Annotated in this window: 15 protein-coding genes and 1 pseudogene; 7 read left to right on the forward strand and 9 right to left on the reverse strand. The window is 69.2% G+C overall.

Going from position 1 to position 17,263, the window contains the following annotated elements; genetic code table 11:
* Positions 1-166: 166 nt before the first annotated feature.
* The 3 genes from ACIP64_RS39805 (at position 167) to ACIP64_RS39815 (ending at position 5,175) form a co-directional block, all read left to right on the forward strand.
* Positions 167-1,258, forward strand: a complete 1,092-nt coding sequence (locus ACIP64_RS39805) for a hypothetical protein (RefSeq protein WP_401597297.1) — start codon at positions 167-169, stop codon at positions 1,256-1,258.
* Between the two features lie 313 nt (positions 1,259-1,571).
* The gene (locus ACIP64_RS39810) at positions 1,572-2,747 is read left to right on the forward strand and encodes a glutathione-independent formaldehyde dehydrogenase (protein ID WP_401597300.1); all 1,176 of its coding nucleotides are present in this window, start codon (positions 1,572-1,574) and stop codon (positions 2,745-2,747) included.
* Between the two features lie 253 nt (positions 2,748-3,000).
* Complete coding sequence (locus ACIP64_RS39815; RefSeq protein WP_401597366.1) at positions 3,001-5,175, forward strand: FUSC family protein; 2,175 nt, start codon at positions 3,001-3,003, stop codon at positions 5,173-5,175.
* On the opposite strand, the gene ACIP64_RS39820 is transcribed toward ACIP64_RS39815, so the two are convergent.
* Complete coding sequence (locus ACIP64_RS39820; protein WP_401597369.1) at positions 5,149-5,688, reverse strand: phosphate-starvation-inducible PsiE family protein; 540 nt, start codon at positions 5,686-5,688, stop codon at positions 5,149-5,151. The genes ACIP64_RS39815 and ACIP64_RS39820 overlap by 27 nt on opposite strands.
* A 1,026-nt stretch (positions 5,689-6,714) precedes the next feature.
* On the opposite strand from ACIP64_RS39820, the gene ACIP64_RS39825 reads away from it, so the two are divergent.
* The 3 genes from ACIP64_RS39825 (at position 6,715) to ACIP64_RS39835 (ending at position 10,186) form a co-directional block, all read left to right on the forward strand.
* Entirely contained in the window at positions 6,715-9,039 is a 2,325-nt protein-coding gene (locus ACIP64_RS39825) for a SpoIIE family protein phosphatase (RefSeq protein WP_401597303.1), read from the forward strand.
* A 521-nt stretch (positions 9,040-9,560) separates the two neighbouring features.
* The gene (locus ACIP64_RS39830; protein ID WP_319660878.1) at positions 9,561-9,728 is read left to right on the forward strand and encodes a hydrophobic protein; all 168 of its coding nucleotides are present in this window, start codon (positions 9,561-9,563) and stop codon (positions 9,726-9,728) included.
* Between the two features lie 272 nt (positions 9,729-10,000).
* The gene (locus ACIP64_RS39835) at positions 10,001-10,186 is read left to right on the forward strand and encodes a CsbD family protein (protein WP_401597307.1); all 186 of its coding nucleotides are present in this window, start codon (positions 10,001-10,003) and stop codon (positions 10,184-10,186) included.
* Between the two features lie 352 nt (positions 10,187-10,538).
* Here ACIP64_RS39835 and ACIP64_RS39840 read toward each other — a convergent pair.
* From ACIP64_RS39840 to ACIP64_RS39855, 4 genes and pseudogenes are all read right to left on the reverse strand, one after another.
* Positions 10,539-10,987: pseudogene (locus ACIP64_RS39840) on the reverse strand (sigma-70 family RNA polymerase sigma factor); the annotation flags it as partial.
* 35 nt (positions 10,988-11,022) lie between these two features.
* Positions 11,023-11,391 carry a DoxX family protein gene (locus tag ACIP64_RS39845; protein ID WP_401597309.1) on the reverse strand — a complete coding sequence of 123 codons (369 nt, stop codon included), beginning with the start codon at positions 11,389-11,391 and terminating at the stop codon, positions 11,023-11,025.
* A 321-nt stretch (positions 11,392-11,712) separates the two neighbouring features.
* Positions 11,713-12,480: an SDR family NAD(P)-dependent oxidoreductase gene (locus ACIP64_RS39850; protein WP_401597312.1), complete on the reverse strand. Its 768-nt coding sequence runs from the start codon at positions 12,478-12,480 to the stop codon at positions 11,713-11,715.
* Between the two features lie 148 nt (positions 12,481-12,628).
* Positions 12,629-13,243, reverse strand: a complete 615-nt coding sequence (locus ACIP64_RS39855; RefSeq protein ID WP_401597315.1) for an ester cyclase — start codon at positions 13,241-13,243, stop codon at positions 12,629-12,631.
* Positions 13,244-13,662: 419 nt separating this feature from the next.
* Here ACIP64_RS39855 and ACIP64_RS39860 point away from each other — a divergent pair, with 419 nt between their 5' ends.
* Positions 13,663-14,280, forward strand: coding sequence for a TetR/AcrR family transcriptional regulator (locus tag ACIP64_RS39860; RefSeq protein WP_401597318.1), 618 nt, complete (start codon positions 13,663-13,665; stop codon positions 14,278-14,280).
* A gap of 73 nt (positions 14,281-14,353) precedes the next feature.
* Here ACIP64_RS39860 and ACIP64_RS39865 read toward each other — a convergent pair whose 3' ends face one another.
* From ACIP64_RS39865 to ACIP64_RS39880, 4 genes are all read right to left on the reverse strand, one after another.
* Positions 14,354-14,599, reverse strand: a complete 246-nt coding sequence (locus ACIP64_RS39865; RefSeq protein WP_401597320.1) for a hypothetical protein — start codon at positions 14,597-14,599, stop codon at positions 14,354-14,356.
* Between the two features lie 33 nt (positions 14,600-14,632).
* Entirely contained in the window at positions 14,633-15,064 is a 432-nt protein-coding gene (locus tag ACIP64_RS39870; RefSeq protein WP_401597323.1) for a hypothetical protein, read from the reverse strand.
* Between the two features lie 430 nt (positions 15,065-15,494).
* Positions 15,495-16,583, reverse strand: a complete 1,089-nt coding sequence (locus ACIP64_RS39875) for an alkene reductase (protein ID WP_401597326.1) — start codon at positions 16,581-16,583, stop codon at positions 15,495-15,497.
* A gap of 63 nt (positions 16,584-16,646) precedes the next feature.
* Positions 16,647-17,249 carry an NADPH-dependent F420 reductase gene (locus tag ACIP64_RS39880; protein WP_401597329.1) on the reverse strand — a complete coding sequence of 201 codons (603 nt, stop codon included), beginning with the start codon at positions 17,247-17,249 and terminating at the stop codon, positions 16,647-16,649.
* Positions 17,250-17,263: the final 14 nt, after the last annotated feature.

Consider the following 17,263-nt stretch of genomic DNA (forward strand, 5'->3'; position numbering starts at 1 on the left):
ATGAGCACGGCGGAGGAGGTCCGGCCGTACCCCGTGCACCTGCCGGCGGCGGCCAGCGTGTCACGCGGCATCGACGTTACCTCGGGGGCATCCTGTGGGCGCGGGCGATCGCGGGGGCAACCGTCGAGAAGGAGTCATGCGGGTGTCCTCTAAGGGCGTTACGGTCGTGGCTCTCCTGGCGGATCCGGATGCGCCGACGGAGATCGCGCGGCGCATGGCACGGGTACTTCCTGCTCGGCTCGCCGACAAGTGGGGCCAGGGACGGCGTTTCGACGTCGAGGTGGTCAGTGAGCCCTTCACCGCAGGGACCGAGGACCCGCCCACCTTGATGCGCCGGATCATGGACCGCGGAAGAGCGGAGAGCTGGGACATCGTCGTGGCCCTCACCGACCTTCCGCTGCACTCGCATGGGCTCAAACTCGTTGTGGACTTGAGTCACGAACACGGCTTGGCCCTGCTGTCCCTCCCTCCGCTGGGGGGCTTGCGTCTGCAGACCAGGGCTCGGCGGGCCGTGGAAGAAGCCGTCCTCAGCCTGGCGGGCCCCGGGGCCTCCGGGCCCGATGGACCTCCGCAGGGTCAGCCGCTCTTGGGGTCCTTCGTCAGTCGCCTCGCGCCTGTTCACCCGGGCCAGGTCGGTGAGGAGGAGACCGCTGATCTCCGGTACGTCGTCAGCGGGCCCCGCGGGTACCTGAGAGTGCTCCTCGGTATGGTCCGCGCCAACCGGCCGTGGCGGTTGGTGCCGGGCTTGTCGAAAGCCCTGGCGGCCGCACTCGCCACAGGAGCAGTCGCCACGGTGAACTCCACCATCTGGAGCCTGGCCGAGTCCCTGAGCACGCCACGCCTCGTGATCGCCACGGTCGGGTCCGTCGCGCTCATGATCGGCTGGCTGATCGTGGATGCGCAGCTGTGGCATCGATCAGCAGAGGTCTCCCGGGAGGCGAGGCAGAGGGCAAGGCTCTACAACACCTCGACCGTCATGACCGTGGGGATCGGAGTACTCGTCTGCTACGGCGGTTTGATCGTCATCAACCTGGTGTGGGCCCTGTTCATCATCAACGGCCAAGTGTTCGCATCCACCACACGAACCCCGCTGCACGCCGCGGAATACTGGACGTTGTCCTGGTTCGTCGCTTCGGTCGCCACCGTGGGTGGAGCGCTGGGCTCAGGCTTGGAGAGCGACGAGGCGATCCGGGCGGCCGCCTACTCCAAGCGCGAACAGGAACGTCGCCGCATGCTTCAGGACGGCCATCATGACTAGCCGGCTGGTAACGTTGGCTTGAGAAGCGTCATTTGTCGGCGATTGTCCGGGTCCGGGAATTCCGCTGGTCGATAGGCGCGTGGCCATATCGCGTCGCGGGCCGACGGGACCCGGACGATACGCCGCCGGAGCGCCGGGATTCCGCTTGACGGCCCAGATGTGGCCACCACCGGTCCAACTGCCGTGGCAACGGCCCGCAGAGGCACGCCGGAGCCACGGACCCCGTCGCATCCACTTCCTGGAGTCAGGCTCTCTGCGCCAGTCTCCGTCCCTGCCGTGCTGCGGTCATGCCGCGGCACCAAAGGAAGCCATCATGAAAGCAGCGGTATACGAAGGCCCGCGAACGGTCACCGTGAAGGACGTACCGGACGCGAAGATCGAACATCCCTGCGACATCATCGTCAAGATCACCACTACCAACATCTGCGGTTCGGACCTGCACATGTACGAAGGCCGCACCTCGTTCGAATCCGGCCGCACCCTGGGACACGAGAACATGGGCCAGGTCGTGGAGGTCGGCTCGGCCGTCCGCAAGGTCCAGGTCGGCCAGTACGTGGTCCTGCCCTTCAACATCGCTTGCGGCTTCTGCAAGCAGTGCGAGCGGGGTCTGACCAACTACTGCCTGACCATGCAGCCGGAACCGGCCCTCGCCGGAGCCGCCTACGGATTCGCCGACATGGGCCCCTACCAGGGCGGCCAGGCGGAACTGCTGCGCGTACCCTACGGCGACTTCAACGCGCTGCGTCTGGGCGAGGACGCCGCCGACCGGCAGACCGACTACGTGATGCTCGCCGACATCTTCCCCACCGGCTATCACGCCACCGAGATGGCCCACGTCAAACCCGGCGACCAGACCATCGTCTTCGGAGCCGGTCCCGTCGGGCTGATGGCGGCCTACTCGGCCCTCCTCAAGGGCGCCGGCCGCGTCTGGGTGGCCGACCACCAGCCCGACCGGCTGCGCAAGGCGGAGGAGATCGGGGCCATCCCGATCAACACCGCCGAGCAGAAGCCGGCGGAGGTCGTCAAGGACGCCACCCTCGGTCTGGGCGCCGACAACGGCTGTGAGTGCGTCGGCTACCAGGCACACGACCCCAAGGGCCACGAGGACGCCAGCCTCACCGTCAACGCACTGATCGACTCGGTCAGGTTCACCGGCGACATCGGCGTGGTGGGCGTGTTCCTGCCCCAGGACCCCGGCGGCGCCGAGGCCCAAGGGGAGCTGGAGGCGCAGGGCAAAGTCCCGATCGACTTCGGCCTGATGTGGTTCAAGGGTCAGCACATGGGCACCGGACAGGCGCCGGTGAAGAGGTACAACCGGGCGCTGCGGGATCTGATCGCCGGCGGGAAGGCAAAGCCGAGCTTCGTCGTCTCCCACGAACTCAGCCTCGATGAGGCCCCCACCGCCTACCAGCACTTCGACGCCCGTGACGAGGGCTGGACCAAGGTGGTCCTGCATCCGAACGGACACGGGAACGGCCACAAGCGGTAGGTGTCCCGGGCGGTAAGTATTCCGAGCCGCCGTCCCACCAGTTCCTCCGGCCGGGGCCGGGACACATCGCCCGCGCTCCGGCCCGGTAGGACGGACAGCGGACGCTCAGGTGTCCGCAGTGGCCGCACCCCGAGCTGGCGGCTGCGGCCGCCAGCCCTTTCACGGAGCTTGGGAGGCTTCCTTGCCCGACGGCTGCCGCACCTCGAACGGGCCCGAGGCGACCCGGCAGGACAGTCCGGCCAAGCTCGCACCCGTGACGTGGCTGCGCGCCCTCTGGGAGGTCGTGCGGTCCGGGCTCACGATCGAGGAGACACGGCTGGAACCCCTCCTCGCGCTGCGTACGGCAGTCGGGGTGGCGATCGTCCTCGGGCCGACCCTGTGGCTGGTCTCCCCCGCGTACGCCGCGTCCGCAGCCCTCGGCGCCTACTCCGCGGGTGCGGCCACATTCCAGCGCACCTGGCGTCCACGCAAGGTGATCGCGCTCGGCGCGGGCGCGGGTCTGGCGCTCAGCACCTTCGTGGGCTACCTGGCGGCGGGGCGGCTCGTGACGTACCTCCCACTGCTGGCCGTATGGGCCTTTCTCGCCGGGATGGCGTGGGCCGTCGGATCGACCGCCGGGATCGTCGCAGCGACGACCGTAGGCAGCATGCTGGTGACCGTCACCCTGCCCACGAGCGCCGGGCGAGCCCTGGAGCACGCCGGGATCATCGCGCTCGGCGGTGTGGCGCAGGCCGTGCTGATCTGGCTGTTCCCGATCCGCCGTTGGGGAGCGCATCGAGACGCGCTCGCCGACGCCCTGGCCGCCGTGGCGGACTACGCCCGCCGGCTGCGGCACGACCCGACCGCCCCCTTCGACCCGGAGCCATTGATGACAGCCCGGGACGCGGCCGCCGTGACGCCGTCACAGGCCCGCACCCGCCCTGCCGTCCTCCACGGCCCCCGGGGCCTGGCCGAACGCATTCGGCCGGTCGTCGCCGCGCTCGCCGACCCCGACGTCGGCGCCCCGGCGGAGGGACCCGGGCGGGACCGCGCGCGGGAGTTGCTCGACGCGGCCGCCGACGTCCTGGACGCGGCCGCCCGTACGATCCGCCGCGGCACCCCCGCACAGGTGCCGCCCCAGACCGCGGAGATCCTGCACCTCGACGACGAGCACGAGGTGCTGGAGGGGCCCGCCCGGCAAGCCGCCGAGCAGCTCGTGGAACTGCTCGGCGAGGCGATGGAGATCGCCGGGAGCGGTGGCGCGCGCGGGAAGACGCCCACGCCACCCGGCCCCGCGAGCGCCCAGTTTCTGGTGCGCCCGACCATGTTCCGTCTGCTCCCAGTCGTCGTCCGGGCCGCCCGCAGCGAACTCCGCCTCGACTCGCCCGTGCTCCGGCACGCCCTCCGTCTGGCGGCGGTGGCCACGCTCGGCTATCTGATCGCCACCCGGCTACCGCTGAACCACGGCTACTGGGCGCCCATCGCCTCGGTGATGGTGATGCGGCCGGACTTCCACCGGACGTACGCGCGTGCGGTGGCCCGTCTTGCCGGGACCCTGGCAGGAGTCGCGCTCGCCACCGCGATGGTGCGCACCGTGGGCCCGGACGCCCACGTGTTCGGTGCGCTTGCGGTGGTCTCGGCGGGCCTGTCGTACACGCTGATCCGTACGGGCTACGCCTACTCCCAGTGCTTCACCGCCGCGTACGTCGTCTTCCTGCTCGGCATGGGCGGCCAGGCATGGGAGCAGACGGTCCCGGAGCGGGTGGTGCTCACCCTGATCGGCGGGGCCCTGGCCATGCTGGCGTATGTGGTGTTCCCCGCATGGGAGACGCCCCGGCTGCCGGGCCGACTCGCGGACTGGCTCGCCGCCAATGGCCGCTACGCGGCCGCGGTGCTGCGCAGCTACGCCGAACCGACCCGGGAACATCGCGCCGACCTGCGCAGGGCACTGCTGGCGAGCAGGCAGGCACGAGCCGCCTGGCAGGGGGCCTACGACCGGGCACGGCAGGAACCGCTTCGCCCCAGGGGCCTGACGTCGCGCGAGGCGGAGGAAGCACAAAAGGCGCTCAAGGGTTTCGGCCGGGCGGCGATGCTCATGGAGAGCCACGTCCCACGGGCCGACGGCCGCTCCTTCCCCGAGGCAGAGCGGCTCGCCGCCGCCCTGGAGGCGGACACCGCGCAGGCAGCAGACGACGTGCGCGAGCACAAAACCCCGGACTGGCGGCGGGTGGAAGAAGCGCTCCACGAGTGGGAAAACGCCGCCGAGGACCGGAGCCCGGTGGTGCTGCGCGGGGCGGAACTGCAGAAACGGGCCCTGGAGGACCTCACGACGGCCGTCAGCCGCACACCCCTGGAACGGGACATCGGCTCTGCACGTGAGGAGCAGCGGGTACGGGCGGCCGCGGCGGCAGGAGGTGACGGATCAGGACCCGCTCACCGGAGCGGGTGACGGCGCCGGCGACGGGCGGCGCCGCGCCTCTGGAAGCGGAAAGTAGTCTCCCGGCCGCGTCGAACGCCGCCACACATACGCCGCCGTCGCCATCACGAGGATCAACCCCGCCAGGATGAGCAGTTCGATCCCCTCGACGTTCCACCGGAAGGACCTCTCCGCCTCGGCCGTCACGATGAGGACCTTGCGAATGCCGGCGATCAGGCCGACGACGAGAAACGGCTCCGCATCGAGGGTCTGGTTCCTGATGGTGAGACGGACGGTATGAAGCAGTTCAGCCACGATGAACAGCACAAGGCCGTTGTCCAGGGCGGACAGAACAACCGCATCCTCGCGGTACGGCCCCTGGATCGATGTGATGACGTCATGGACGACCCCGACAGTCAAAAGCCCCGCGAGCAGCACGAGGAGCGCCGCGACGACGAGATGGATGCCGTCCTCGATGAGCTGCAGCAGACCCTGTACCCGGCCGCCACCCTCGACCTTCGGGAGAATAAGTCGCACAGTCAGCATGCTAGGTGTGCCCCGGCCCGCGGGCGCGGCATGCAGCCGAACGGGTAGACGGGCGGGGTGGCCGAGCCGATCCCTCCCTGTAGTGACAGCCCGGGGGCAGGCCCTGGTCCAGGGCGGACCGGCTCCTCGGGTGGCGTAGACGCGCTCGACGCGCAGGGTCTGTGATTCATGGATCGCGCGGGTGGTGTCGTTGACCAGGCGCATGCCCTGTCACGTTCGAGGCTCGGTCGGCGGCCAAGCAGGAGGAACGGCTGTCCAACGGGTGTCCACGGCCCCGGCGCCCGTGGCGTGTTGGAACGCGGTCGGGGCAGGTCGGGCGCACCCGCGTCGGAGCAGGCGACGTTCCGGCATCGGGTATCGCGCGTACTTCCCGATCCTGACACCGGTGATCCCCGTGCAGCCCGCTGCCCGCGTCCATCCGCCTGGTCCAGGACACCACCGACGTCGACGCCTGCAGCGCCGCACCGGCGGCCCAAGCAGCGCCGGGTGCGCATCGCCGTCGAGAAGCAGGGCCAGCGGTGGACGGTCAAGGCCGACATCCTCACCGCGGGACGGGATCGCACCATCCTCGACAGCACCTGCGACACAACCCGCGGGCCGTTTTCCGTCCCATCCGCCCCCGCCGGATGCGCCCCGGCTCCGTGGCCGAACCGGTCTCCTTCGTGCTCTACGACGTGAAGAGCGGGTCAGACGTGGGCGCCAGCTGCGTGGTTGAACAAGAACAGCGCGGTCGCCGTGCACCTTGCGATCGTGGCCCGAGGCCAAGAGCGGTCGGTGCGTGTGGTCGGCGTCTCGCGGGTCGAACCCCAAGGCAGCGTCCGGGCGGCAGTGCCTGCACGCCGGCGTGCGTACCGCGTCTGTGGAGGAGGGGAGGGCGGCTTTCGCGGCATCCTCCGCAATAGGTAGATCAGCCCGCCGCTACAGCTTGAAGCGCCCGGGTCGGGTTGCCGGGGGGCCGCCACGCGCTTGAACTGGTGAAGGAGTGCACTGCGCACACCGGGGGTGGATGAGCGGGAGGTGTTTTCGATGCCCGACCGCGACGTGCTCATGATGATCGCCGAGGACGGGCGGGTGATCGAGTGGCAGCGCCTTGCGGAGGAGTTGTTCGGATGGTCCGCCGAGGAAGCCGTAGGCCAGTCCGTCGTCGCGCTGATGCGTGAGATCGGCACTGACCGCGGGCGCCGAGGCAGCATCTTTGATGGGGCCCCGGTGCTGGTCAGACCAATACTGAACGGCACTTCCGTTGTTTGGCAGGTACGCGCTGCAGCGAACGCCGTCTCACAGCAGGACGTGGCGGTCTTGAAGGCCATGTTCACCCAGTCCCCGGTGGGGATCTACGTCCTGGACAACCAACTGCGCGTGGTCCGAATGAACACCGGCACCCGCTGGCTGCGCGACACGCCAGTGGCGGACCTGATCGGCAAGCCGTTCACCGAGGCATTCGAACTCGAAGACCCTGAGCAAGAGCTCGCGGTGGCTCACAGGGTCATGGACAGCGGAGTGCCGGTACTGAACCGGCTCGTCCGGACCGCCGAAGCACCTGGCCAGCACAGACGCCGCATCTACTCCGTCTCCTTCGCCCGCCTGGAGGGCGGCCGTGGGGACGTGCTCGGTCTGGTGGCGTCAGCGATTGACGTTACCGAGCGTGAGAACGCGCTGAAACGGCTGGTCCTCCTGGACACCGTCCGCACATGCGTGGGGCGCCGGCTGGACGTGCTGGCTGTGTGCCGAGAACTGGTGGACGCAGTAGTGCCTGCCTTCACCGGCATCGCCGTCGTCGAAGTCATCGAAGACGTCGTCCGCGGCGAGGACCCTCCGCTGGTCCCCGTCGACCACAACGTTCCCCTGCACCGAACAGCCTTCCGAGGAGGACGGACCCCGGCCTACCGGTCGGGAGACGTGCGCCCGCTGCCATCCGGCACCCCCTTCTCGCACGTACTTTCCGACCTCCGCCCACGCCTGGTCCCGATCGACGCCGACACCGCATGGCTCGCCGCCGACCCAGCCCTGGCGGACTCCATCAAACGGTCCGATGCCCACTGTTTGATCGTGGCACCGCTGGCATTGCGTGGTCATGCTCTGGGGGTCGTCAGCTTCTACCGCCACCAGCACGAAGATCCCTTCGAGGAGGAGGACCTCCAGCTTGCGTCCGACGTGTGCGCGCACGCCGCTCTGTGCATCGACAACGCCCGTCGGTACACCCGTGAGCGGACCATCGCAGCCACTCTGCAGCGCAGGCTTCTCCCCCAGCGCCCAGCCACACCAAGCTCCGTAGAAGTCTGCCAACTGCACTTTCCAGGGCCGGAAGGTGGCGGCGTATGGTTCGACGCGATCGCGTTGCCCGGCGCACGGACCGCGCTGGTCGTCGGCGACGTCGCCGGGCGAGGCGTCGCCGCTGCGGTCACGATGGGGCTGCTCCGGACGGCGCTCCACTCAATTGCCGCGCTGGACCTGGGGCCCGACGAGCTACTGGCCCGATTGAGCGACACCGCGACCCGTCTCGCAGCCGAACGTGCCGCGTTGCCGCCCAGCGATCCTCTGCACCACGAGTCGCTCACTGCCGGCTGCGCCATCGCGATCTACGACCCCGTCACTCTCACCTGCGCCCTCGCCCGTGCCGGTCTCCCGGAGCCAGTAGCCGTCTTCCCCGACGGCACTTCGTCCACCTTGACCGTGCCTCCAGGTCCCTTGCTCGCCGGAACGGGCAACGCCCCGTTTCCCGCGACCACGGTCAGCCTCCCCGAAGGCACCACCTTGGCCATGGCCACCGCGCCACTCGCAAGCGAGGTCCTGACGGGGCCACTGCGCCCGCTCCTGGACCGCGGCAACGAACGGAGTCTGCCCGAACTGCGAGACGACATCACACATGCGCTCACACACGGCCACCAGACCGACGAAAGACTGATGCTGCTCGCGCGCACGAAAGCGCTGCCCCCAGATCAGGTGCTGGTCCTCCCCCTGCCGCCGTATCCCGAGGCCGCCCCGCTCGCCCGTGCGGCAGCTCGGCGCCAACTTCATGCCTGGGGCGTGGACGAAAACATTGCGTTCACCAATGAGCTCATCGTCAGCGAACTCGTCGGCAACGCGGTCCGCTACGGCGCCCCACCACTGCAGCTACGGCTGATCCTTGACGAGATGCTGACCAGCGAGGTCAGCGATGCCTCGACCTGCGCTCCACACGTGAAACACGCCCGCACCATCGACGAGACCGGCCGAGGTCTGTTCATCGTCGCCACCCTCGCGGACCAATGGGGTACCCGATATGGGGATCAGGGAAAAAGCGTATGGGCAGAGCAGTCAAAAAGGAGGGCCACAAACCCTGCACCTCGGCTGTCACCTGCGGCTTCCTAGCTGCAAGACGCGTACAAAATCTACAGAAACCGGACTTGCCTGGGGCCCAGGAAGTTTCGGGCACCCGGCTGCCGTCCTGGCGCGGAAATCTACCGCATCGTCTGCTGGACCGACCGGCATCGCCAGCAACACCGCGGGGGTCAACCAGGATTGACGATCACCATGTCAACGTCTGCCATGGGAATCTCAAGACCACGGCTGTCGGAGATGAGACCAACATGCACGGAAATCCCCCGAGGAGCACTGACGGCGCAGAACGGTGGGTCCGGAAGGGCGTATGCAGTAGCAGTCACCCCACTGTTGCAGGGCGGCAAGGACGACGAGCAGTTCCCCACCGGCTGGGGTGAGGTGGCAACTGTCCCGGCTTCTGCTGCCCGCCCATGCCCGCCGCCCCGAGCCGGCCCCTGGCGCACTGACACACGACGACACCCGTCGGGCCACCGACCACACCGATGCCTGCTCCGCCGTTCGCGCGTAGCGGCCGGCTTGCGGGGCAGACGCGAGGTCAGGAGGTTGACGACATGGTTCCTTTGCTGCTTGTCCTGCTGCTCGCCCTGGTCCTGTTCGGCGCCGGGTTCGCCCTCAAGGCGCTGTGGTGGATCGCCATCATCGTGTTGGTGGTATGGGCGCTCGGGTTCGTCTTCCGAGCGGCCGAAGGCGGCGGACGCCGCCGCTGGTACCGATGGTGACCTGACACCATCCCAGACCAAGGGTGGGGTTCGTGCCGCCGACCAAGCCGCGAACCCCACCCTTTGCACTACCCCCGCTGGGACCGGGGTAGACGAGCGGCAAGCGGCTCGCCGGCCGCGCACCGGGAACCAACGCGGAACCTCCCCGGCGAGCCGCCGCCCGTGCATTCGGCACAGCGCACGGGATCGTCCGCCTGGCACGTTTGCAGAAATGCCCGGCGGTCAGACGACACAACAACGCTCCGACGTCAACGCCACGAAAGGTGCACGGTATGACTGCCAACGAGAAGGCCAAGGCGAAGACCGAGCAGGCCGTCGGCAAGGCCAAGGAAGCCGCCGGCAAGGCTGTGGGCAATGACCGCCTGACCGCCAAGGGCCGCGCCGAGCAGGCCAAGGGCGACGCCCGCGAGGCCAAGGAGAAGCTCAAGGACGTCGGCCAGGACATCACCCGCCCCTGACCCAGCACCAATGGGCACATGCGTGTGGGGCCGCCCCTAAGGGGCGGCCCCACACGCATGTCCGCGGCACTGATCCAGAACGTGCCGACAGCAGCGCCGGGGAGCGCGGCGCTGCTGTCGGCACGCCAGACCGGTCGGCCCGTCCTACGCTGTCAGGCGTCCGTTGCGGCGCCTCGCCTCATCCCCTCACCCGCACCGAAGTCCCGCCGGTACATCCCAGCGTCCGACTCGATGCACGGCCTCACCGATGTGCGACAGCCCGGGGCCTATCGTGTGCCGTGTCGACCCGGCCGGGATACGGCGGTACAAGCCGCCGGTGGGTCCCCGGCCGGGCCGCTATCTCGGCAACGAATTACGGCAGCGCCAGCACCTGCTCCCTCAGGCGGTCAAGGATCCGGGTCAGGAGCCGGGAGACCTGCATCTGGGACACTCCCAGCCGTTCGCTGATCTGCGCCTGCGTCAATTCGTGGCCGAGCGCAGGGACAGGATGAGCCGGTCCCGTTCCGGCAGCTGCGCGATCAGCGGCTTGACCGCCTCGAGGCCCTCGATCTTCGCGAAGGCGTTGTCGTCGTAGCCCAGCCGGTCCGCCCACCCCGTCCCGCTGTAGCCCTCATCGGTGGGCGGCGCGTCCAAGGACGCCTCGGAGTAGGCATTGGCGGCCGTCATCGCCTCCACCACCTCCTCCTCGCCGATCTCCAGCCGAGCCGCGAGCTCTGCCACCGTCGGCGCCCGGCCCAAATCCGCGGCCAGTGCATCGGTGGCCTTGGCCAGGTCCACCCGCAGCTCCTGCAGACGGCGCGGCCTACATGCTCCGGCCCGGGGGCCGCAGGTCGCACCTACAGTGACGCGGCCAGCGTGATGCCGTTGGCCACGGCCACGAGCAGCAACACGATGGGGGTGATTGCGGCGTTGCGCGTCGCGCTGTCGCTGTACTCGCCCTTCTTTGCATGGAAGCTGATTGCGCCGATGAGTACCGCAACCGTGCCAACCGCAGCCGCGATGCCGAGCGGCTGCCACCAGATGCCGACGATCAGTCCGGCGGCTGCGGCCGCCTCCGCGATTCCGATGAATCGGACCAGGGCGGAGCTGAGCCCCTTCTCGATAAGGCCGTCCGGCACGGCCCCCTTGAGTTGCATCTTGGGGGCGCCGGCGGCGAGGAGGACGAGGGCAAGCAAAACGCTGAGGATGACAGCGGCTATGTACACGACGGTTCCTAGTCAGAAGAGAAAGTAACGATGGGTGGCGTGATGAGTGTTGGGACGGCGGGGCCCGGTGAACTCTGGGCCGACTGGCGTGCCGCTCGGCAGAGGCTGCTCTGCCGGGCCGTTGGGCGCTGGGGAGGGAGGCGGTCAGGTGCGCGGCCTGCGTCGCTTCGTCCGAGCCGCGGGGGCGGAGCGCAGGTGAGTGGACCTTCGATCCCCACGTGCCGCGGTCGGTCGGGATTCGGTCCGGGTTGCGTCTCGGTCGCGATCTTCGGGGTCCCGGTCCCACCCCGGGGAGACGAGGGTGGGACCGGGCGTACTCCGCTACCAGGCGCTCGCGCCGCCGTCGACCGCGTAGTTCGTGCCCGTGATGTACGAGGCGCGGTCGGAAGCGAGGAAGGCGGCCAGCTCGACGATTTCCTCGGGCTGGGCGAAGCGCTTGAGCAGTGTCTTGCTGGTGATCGCGTCCCGCATCGCCTGGTTGTCGCCGAGGTCGCGGTCGCTGGCGGGGGTCAGGACGGGGCCCGGGCTGATCGCCACCGCGCGAATCCCGTGGTCGGCGCCCTCGAGAGCCATCTGCCGCGTCATGCCGATGACCCCGGCGTTCGCCGCGGTGTGCCCGACCATCGGGGGGTTGTGGCCGGCGATCATTCCGGCCATGGACGCGACGTTGATGATGACGCCGCCACCGCGCTGCACCAGGTGCGGCCAGGCGAACTTCGAGACGAAGAAGGGGATGTCGAGTTCCCCGGTGATGGTCGCCCGCCAGTCCTCGACGGGAAAGTGAGGTATGGCGCCGAAGCGCAGGGAGGCGGCGTTGTTGTAGACGACGTCGAGTCCGCCGTAGGCCCCCGCGGCATCCTCGACCAGGTGCCGTACCTGGTCGGGGTCGGTGAGGTCGACCGGCGCGATGCCGGTCATCTCGCCGCCCGCGCGGCGGACGAGTCCGACGGTCTTCTCGTTGGCGTCGGCCCGGATGTCGCATCCGACGACCTTCGCGCCCTCTCTGGCGAACACCTGCGCCGCGACGCGGCCCATACCTACGCCGGTGCCGGTGATCAGCACGACCTTGCCGTCAAGAAGGGATGCCATGGAACGTTCTCCTGCCGAATGGATTGTGCGAGTGGCCTTGCGCCCCGTGCCAGCAGCCCCGGTCCCCGGGCGCCCCGTGTGCACGGTGCGCCCGGGGTGGGTCGGTCACCGGGCCTTGGCAGGGCCCTGCGCCAAAGCGGGCGCCGGTTTACTTGGTGCTGGGGTGGACGGTGCCGGGAGGCGTCTCAGCGCGGAGCTCGTCCAGGAACACTCCGAAGTTCCCCTCCGACCAGTGCTCCACGGACTGGCCGTGTATCACGCGGTCGATGGAGATACCGCTGAGCTGAACCTCGCGGCCGGAGGCCGGAATGCCGAAGACCGTCCCGGTGTGACGGCCTGCGAAACTCCACCGCGTGACGACTTTGTCGCCCTCCACGATCTGGTCCAGGACGGTCATCTTGAAGCCGGTCAGCCCCGCCTTGATGTTGAGATCGCCGTTGATCCAGTCCTCGCGGCTCTCGGGGCCGTTGAATCCGTGGAGCACCAGGTCCTTGGAGATGTAGCGGTCGAATCCGGCGGCCAGGTCGCCGTTGTAGCTGGCGTAGTACGCCGAGGTGACCTGCAGCGGCGACAGGTAGTGGTGGCGGGAGTGGCTGGACGAGCCGGTGTGCGACCCCTGGCTCTGCGCCGCGGCCGGCACGGCCACGGCGGTCAGGGCGACGGCGACGATGCCGGCCGCGGTGCCGATCACCTTGCGGCGTCGCGTGGACGCGGAGGTGGCACCGGAGGTGGATACGGCCTCACGGGTCTTACTGAAGAACACGGGGCACTCCTGAAAGACGTAGTAGTCGGTGCCTGACGGGCGCCGATGTACTTGACGCGTCAATCATGCGTCGATGCTTGACAAGCGTCAAGCACTTCTCATGGTCGGATACGCACTCTCCCGCCCGGGCTGCGGACGGCGTGAAAGACTCGCATCCCGGAAAGCCTCGTGGCCTGCGACGGAGAAGCATGACAACCACCGATTCCCCGGGTCGTACGCCAGGAAATGGCAGACCTGGGGTGCACGACCGGTCCGGAAGCGCACCGGCACCCCGAGGGAATGCGACATTCGCCGCTCGGCAGAGAGCGGCGATCACGATGAGGCCGCGGGGAACCGAACGGAGAGATGCCGGAGTGACGGACGGAACACCAGCACAGGACCCGGAGGAGACGACGCGCGGGAAGTACGCCCCGGTCCGCATGGACGACAGCGAGATCCTCCGGCGGGGCCTCATCGCCTTCGCCGAGTTCGGTTACGCCGCGACCACCATGCGGGAGCTGGCCCGGCGGCTCGAGGTCAGCCACAACTTCATCAACGAGCGTTACGGGTCGAAGGGGAACTTCTGGCGCGCCGTGGTGGACTTCGGGCTGCGGGATACCCAGCCCGCGCTCGACCGGTTGCTCGCACAGTGCCTCGACGACGACGAACGCCTGAGGAACGTCATCGTCGCGCTCTACCGCGTGGCCGCGAACGCCTCGGGTATGAATCGGCTGATCAGCGATGAGTCAACACGCGACTCCGACCGCCTCGACTACCTCCACCAGCGATTCATCAAGCCGTTCTGGGACAGCATCGCACCGCTCGTCGACAGGCTCATGACGTCAGGCCGCATTCCGCGTGTGCCGACGCACATCCTGTACTTCGCCGTCACCGGTCCCGCACTGGCCCTCGCACAAGACCCGATCGCAGAACGGCTGAACCCCGCCGCCGCACCGGCGGCCGAACAGGACAGGAACACCATGGCCGACGCACTCTCAAGCCTCGTCCTCCATGGTCTACTGCTTCCGCGCCCGTGCAGCGAGACGTCGAACGCTTGAAAGACCGCGTCCTACGCGGTGCGGCGGCCGAGTCGTCCACGATGTGTCCGCGGATGGACCAGCGGGGGCCGCTTCAGTCGGCGTCAGGACCGACGGACTCCTCGAGAAGCCCGGCCACCGGTTCATCGGCCCACTCCACGGCCCAGGAGCGCAGCGCGGCAATTGTGGCGTCGTCCAGGCCGTAGGCGGCGAACACCTCGTCGTCGGTCCACTCGGCGCCGGCGAGGTCGGCATGGATGTCTTCGCGTTCGAAGCGGCCGGCGTGTCGGCGGCCGAACTCCTCAAGGTCGGTGGTGGACCCAGCGCTGGGCGGCGACACGTCGATCGGGCAGCCGTGTGCCGTCGTCGCCCGCTACGCCGCCCGCCACGCCGAAAGATTTTTGATGAGTATTTCTGGTGGTGTGTCGGTGCCACGGCGGGGTCCGAAGTTGGAGCCGTTGCTGTTGGCTGATGACGAGCGTGCGGTGTTGGGCCGGTCCTCGGGCTTGGCGTCAGGGTCGTAGAGCAGGCCGAAGGCCAGGTGCTCCACGAGGTCGCCCATTGCGCCGACGGTGTCGGTGGCGGTGGCGTGGTCGCACAGGAACGCCGAATGGGCGTGGGCACCGGCAGCGGCTGGGAGCGTCGCGAAGGCCTGCTCCAGCTCGTACTGCGCGGCCAGGGCTTCGGTGCCCGGGTCGGAGAGGTACCGGATGCACTCGGCGTGCGAGGCGACGACGCGGCGGACCTTGTCGACGAACCCCCACCCCAGGCGCCGGCACCGGGAGACGGACAAAGGACCGGGCACGGCCGAGGGGGAAGGGCGGCCCCGCCCTGAGGGGGCTGTGAGTTCCGCGGGGACGAGACCGCCCCCACCAGGATGCGGCAGCTGGCGAGGGCAAGCCACGGGAGAGGAACGGCAGAGCCCCTGCCATTGACCCATGCAGTCGGCTTGCTCCCCTCCCGGACTGGAAACCCGGCTCGCGGACGCCGGCGCATCCTGGGGTGAGCCGGGGGGCCCGCCGGGAAGGGGAGGTCAGTCGCCGGGGGACGCGAACGGGCCCAGTTTCGTGGCTCGGGACTGGGCCCGCTGCGTTGGAGGTACCCGGCCTGTGATGTTGCCCCTGTTTGCTGTGGTTCGCGGCCAGTGGCGTCCGGGAACCGGTCGGCGCTGCGTTCGGTGTGGGGCAGCAGGAAACCTTCTGCCGCCCCACACACCAGCACTGAACCTTTCTTGCTCAGTTGGCGGTGAAGGCGGGGTAGTCGGTGTAGCCCTCGGCGTGACCGCCGTAGTAGGTGCCCCGGTCGCCGTCGGCCAGCGGGTGGCCCTGCGCGAAGCGCTCGACCAGGTCGGGGTTGGCGATGAAGGGCTCGGCGAAGGAGACCGCATTGACGATCCCGTGGTCGAGGATCTCGTTGCCGAGGGCCTGGGTGAAGCCGAGGTTGGCGACGATGTTGCCCAGGTAGTGGGCGCGGTAGCGGGAGAAGAGGGCGATGCGCTCCTCGATGGTGCCGGGGGTGCCCAGCAGGTGCAGGTAGGCCAGGTTGCTGTCGCTGAGCTTCTTGAACAGCTGGTCGTAGTCGGTGAGTGTCTCCTCGTCCGCGGTGAACGTGGTTCCGTTGGCCCAGCCCGGGGACATCTTCACGCTGACGCGGTCGCTGCCCCACACGTCACTGACGGCGTCGAGGATGTCGAGGAGGAACCGGGCCCGCTTCTCGCTGCTGCCTCCGTAGGCGTCGGTGCGCTGATTGAGACGCGGGTTGAGGAACTGCGGGATCAAGTGGGACTGCTGGGCGTGGATTTCCACGCCGTCGAAGCCGGCGCGGCGGGCGTTCTCGGCCGCATGGCGGTAGTCGGCAATGGTGGCGGCGATCTCGGCGGCGGTGTAGGCGCGCGGGGTGACGGTGTCCTTCGGGCCGGAGGGGGTGAAGGACTTCTCGCCGGGGTTGATGGCCGAGGGTCCGGCGGGCAGGCGGCCGCCGAGGTGGTCGGGGTGCGAGGCCGCGCCGAGGTGACCGAACTGGGAGACGATCCGCCCGCCGGCCTCGTGGACGGCTTCGGTCACCTTCGCCCAGCCGGCGGTCTGGCTGTCGGTGTAGATGCCGGGCGCGTGGATGAAGCCGATCGCGTCGGAGTTGACCCACGTTCCCTCGGTGACGATCAGGCCGGCGCCGGCGCGCTGCGCGTAGAAGGTCGCGTGCAGGTCGGTGGGGGCCAGCTCGGCGTTCTGAGCGCGAGCACGGGTCATGGGGGCCATGACGACGCTGTTGGAAAGCTCCAGCGCGCCGAGACGGACGGGCTGCAGCAGGGGCTGGGTGGTGGTCATGAGCAACTTCCTTGTGCTGAGGGGGGATGAGGAGGAGAAGTCAGGAATGGGCGAGGGCCCGGCTCAGTCCTGTTTGAGGGCGTGGAGGCCCGACAGTGGGCCGCCGAGCTGCATGAGGCGTCCGCCCTCTCGCAGGGAGCCGAGGTCGACGGGGGCGAAGCCGAAGGCGGCGGTGAGGTCCTTGACGGTGGTCTTGGCGTCGGCGTCGTCACCGGCGAGGAACAGCACCTGGCGTCCGGCCTGGTGGCGCGGGTCGGCGGCGATGTACTGGCCGTAGAGGGTGTTGAACGCCTTGACGACGCGGGCTCCGGGCAGCAGTGAGGCGACGTGTTCGCTGCCGGTCAGCTCGCCCAGGTCGGCGATCTTCATGGGCGGCGGCGGGGCGGCGAACTGGTTGGTGGCGTCGATGACGATGCGCCCGTCGAAGGGCGGCAGGCCGGCTACCGCGTCCGGGATCTGGGGCCAGCCGACTGCGAGCACGACGAGTTCCGCCGCGGCGGCTTCCTGCGGGGTGCCGGCGTGGGCGAGCGGTCCGAGTTCGCCGGCGAGGCCGGCCAGGGAGGCGGGGCCGCGGCTGTTGCTCAGGACGACCTCGTGGCCGTGGGCCACGGCGTGGCGGGCGATGGCCTGGGCGACGGTTCCAGCGCCCAGGGTTCCAATCTTCATGGCGGTGCCCTTCG

This window comes from Streptomyces sp. NPDC088733 (assembly GCF_044751185.1).
Taxonomy (GTDB): domain Bacteria; phylum Actinomycetota; class Actinomycetes; order Streptomycetales; family Streptomycetaceae; genus Actinacidiphila.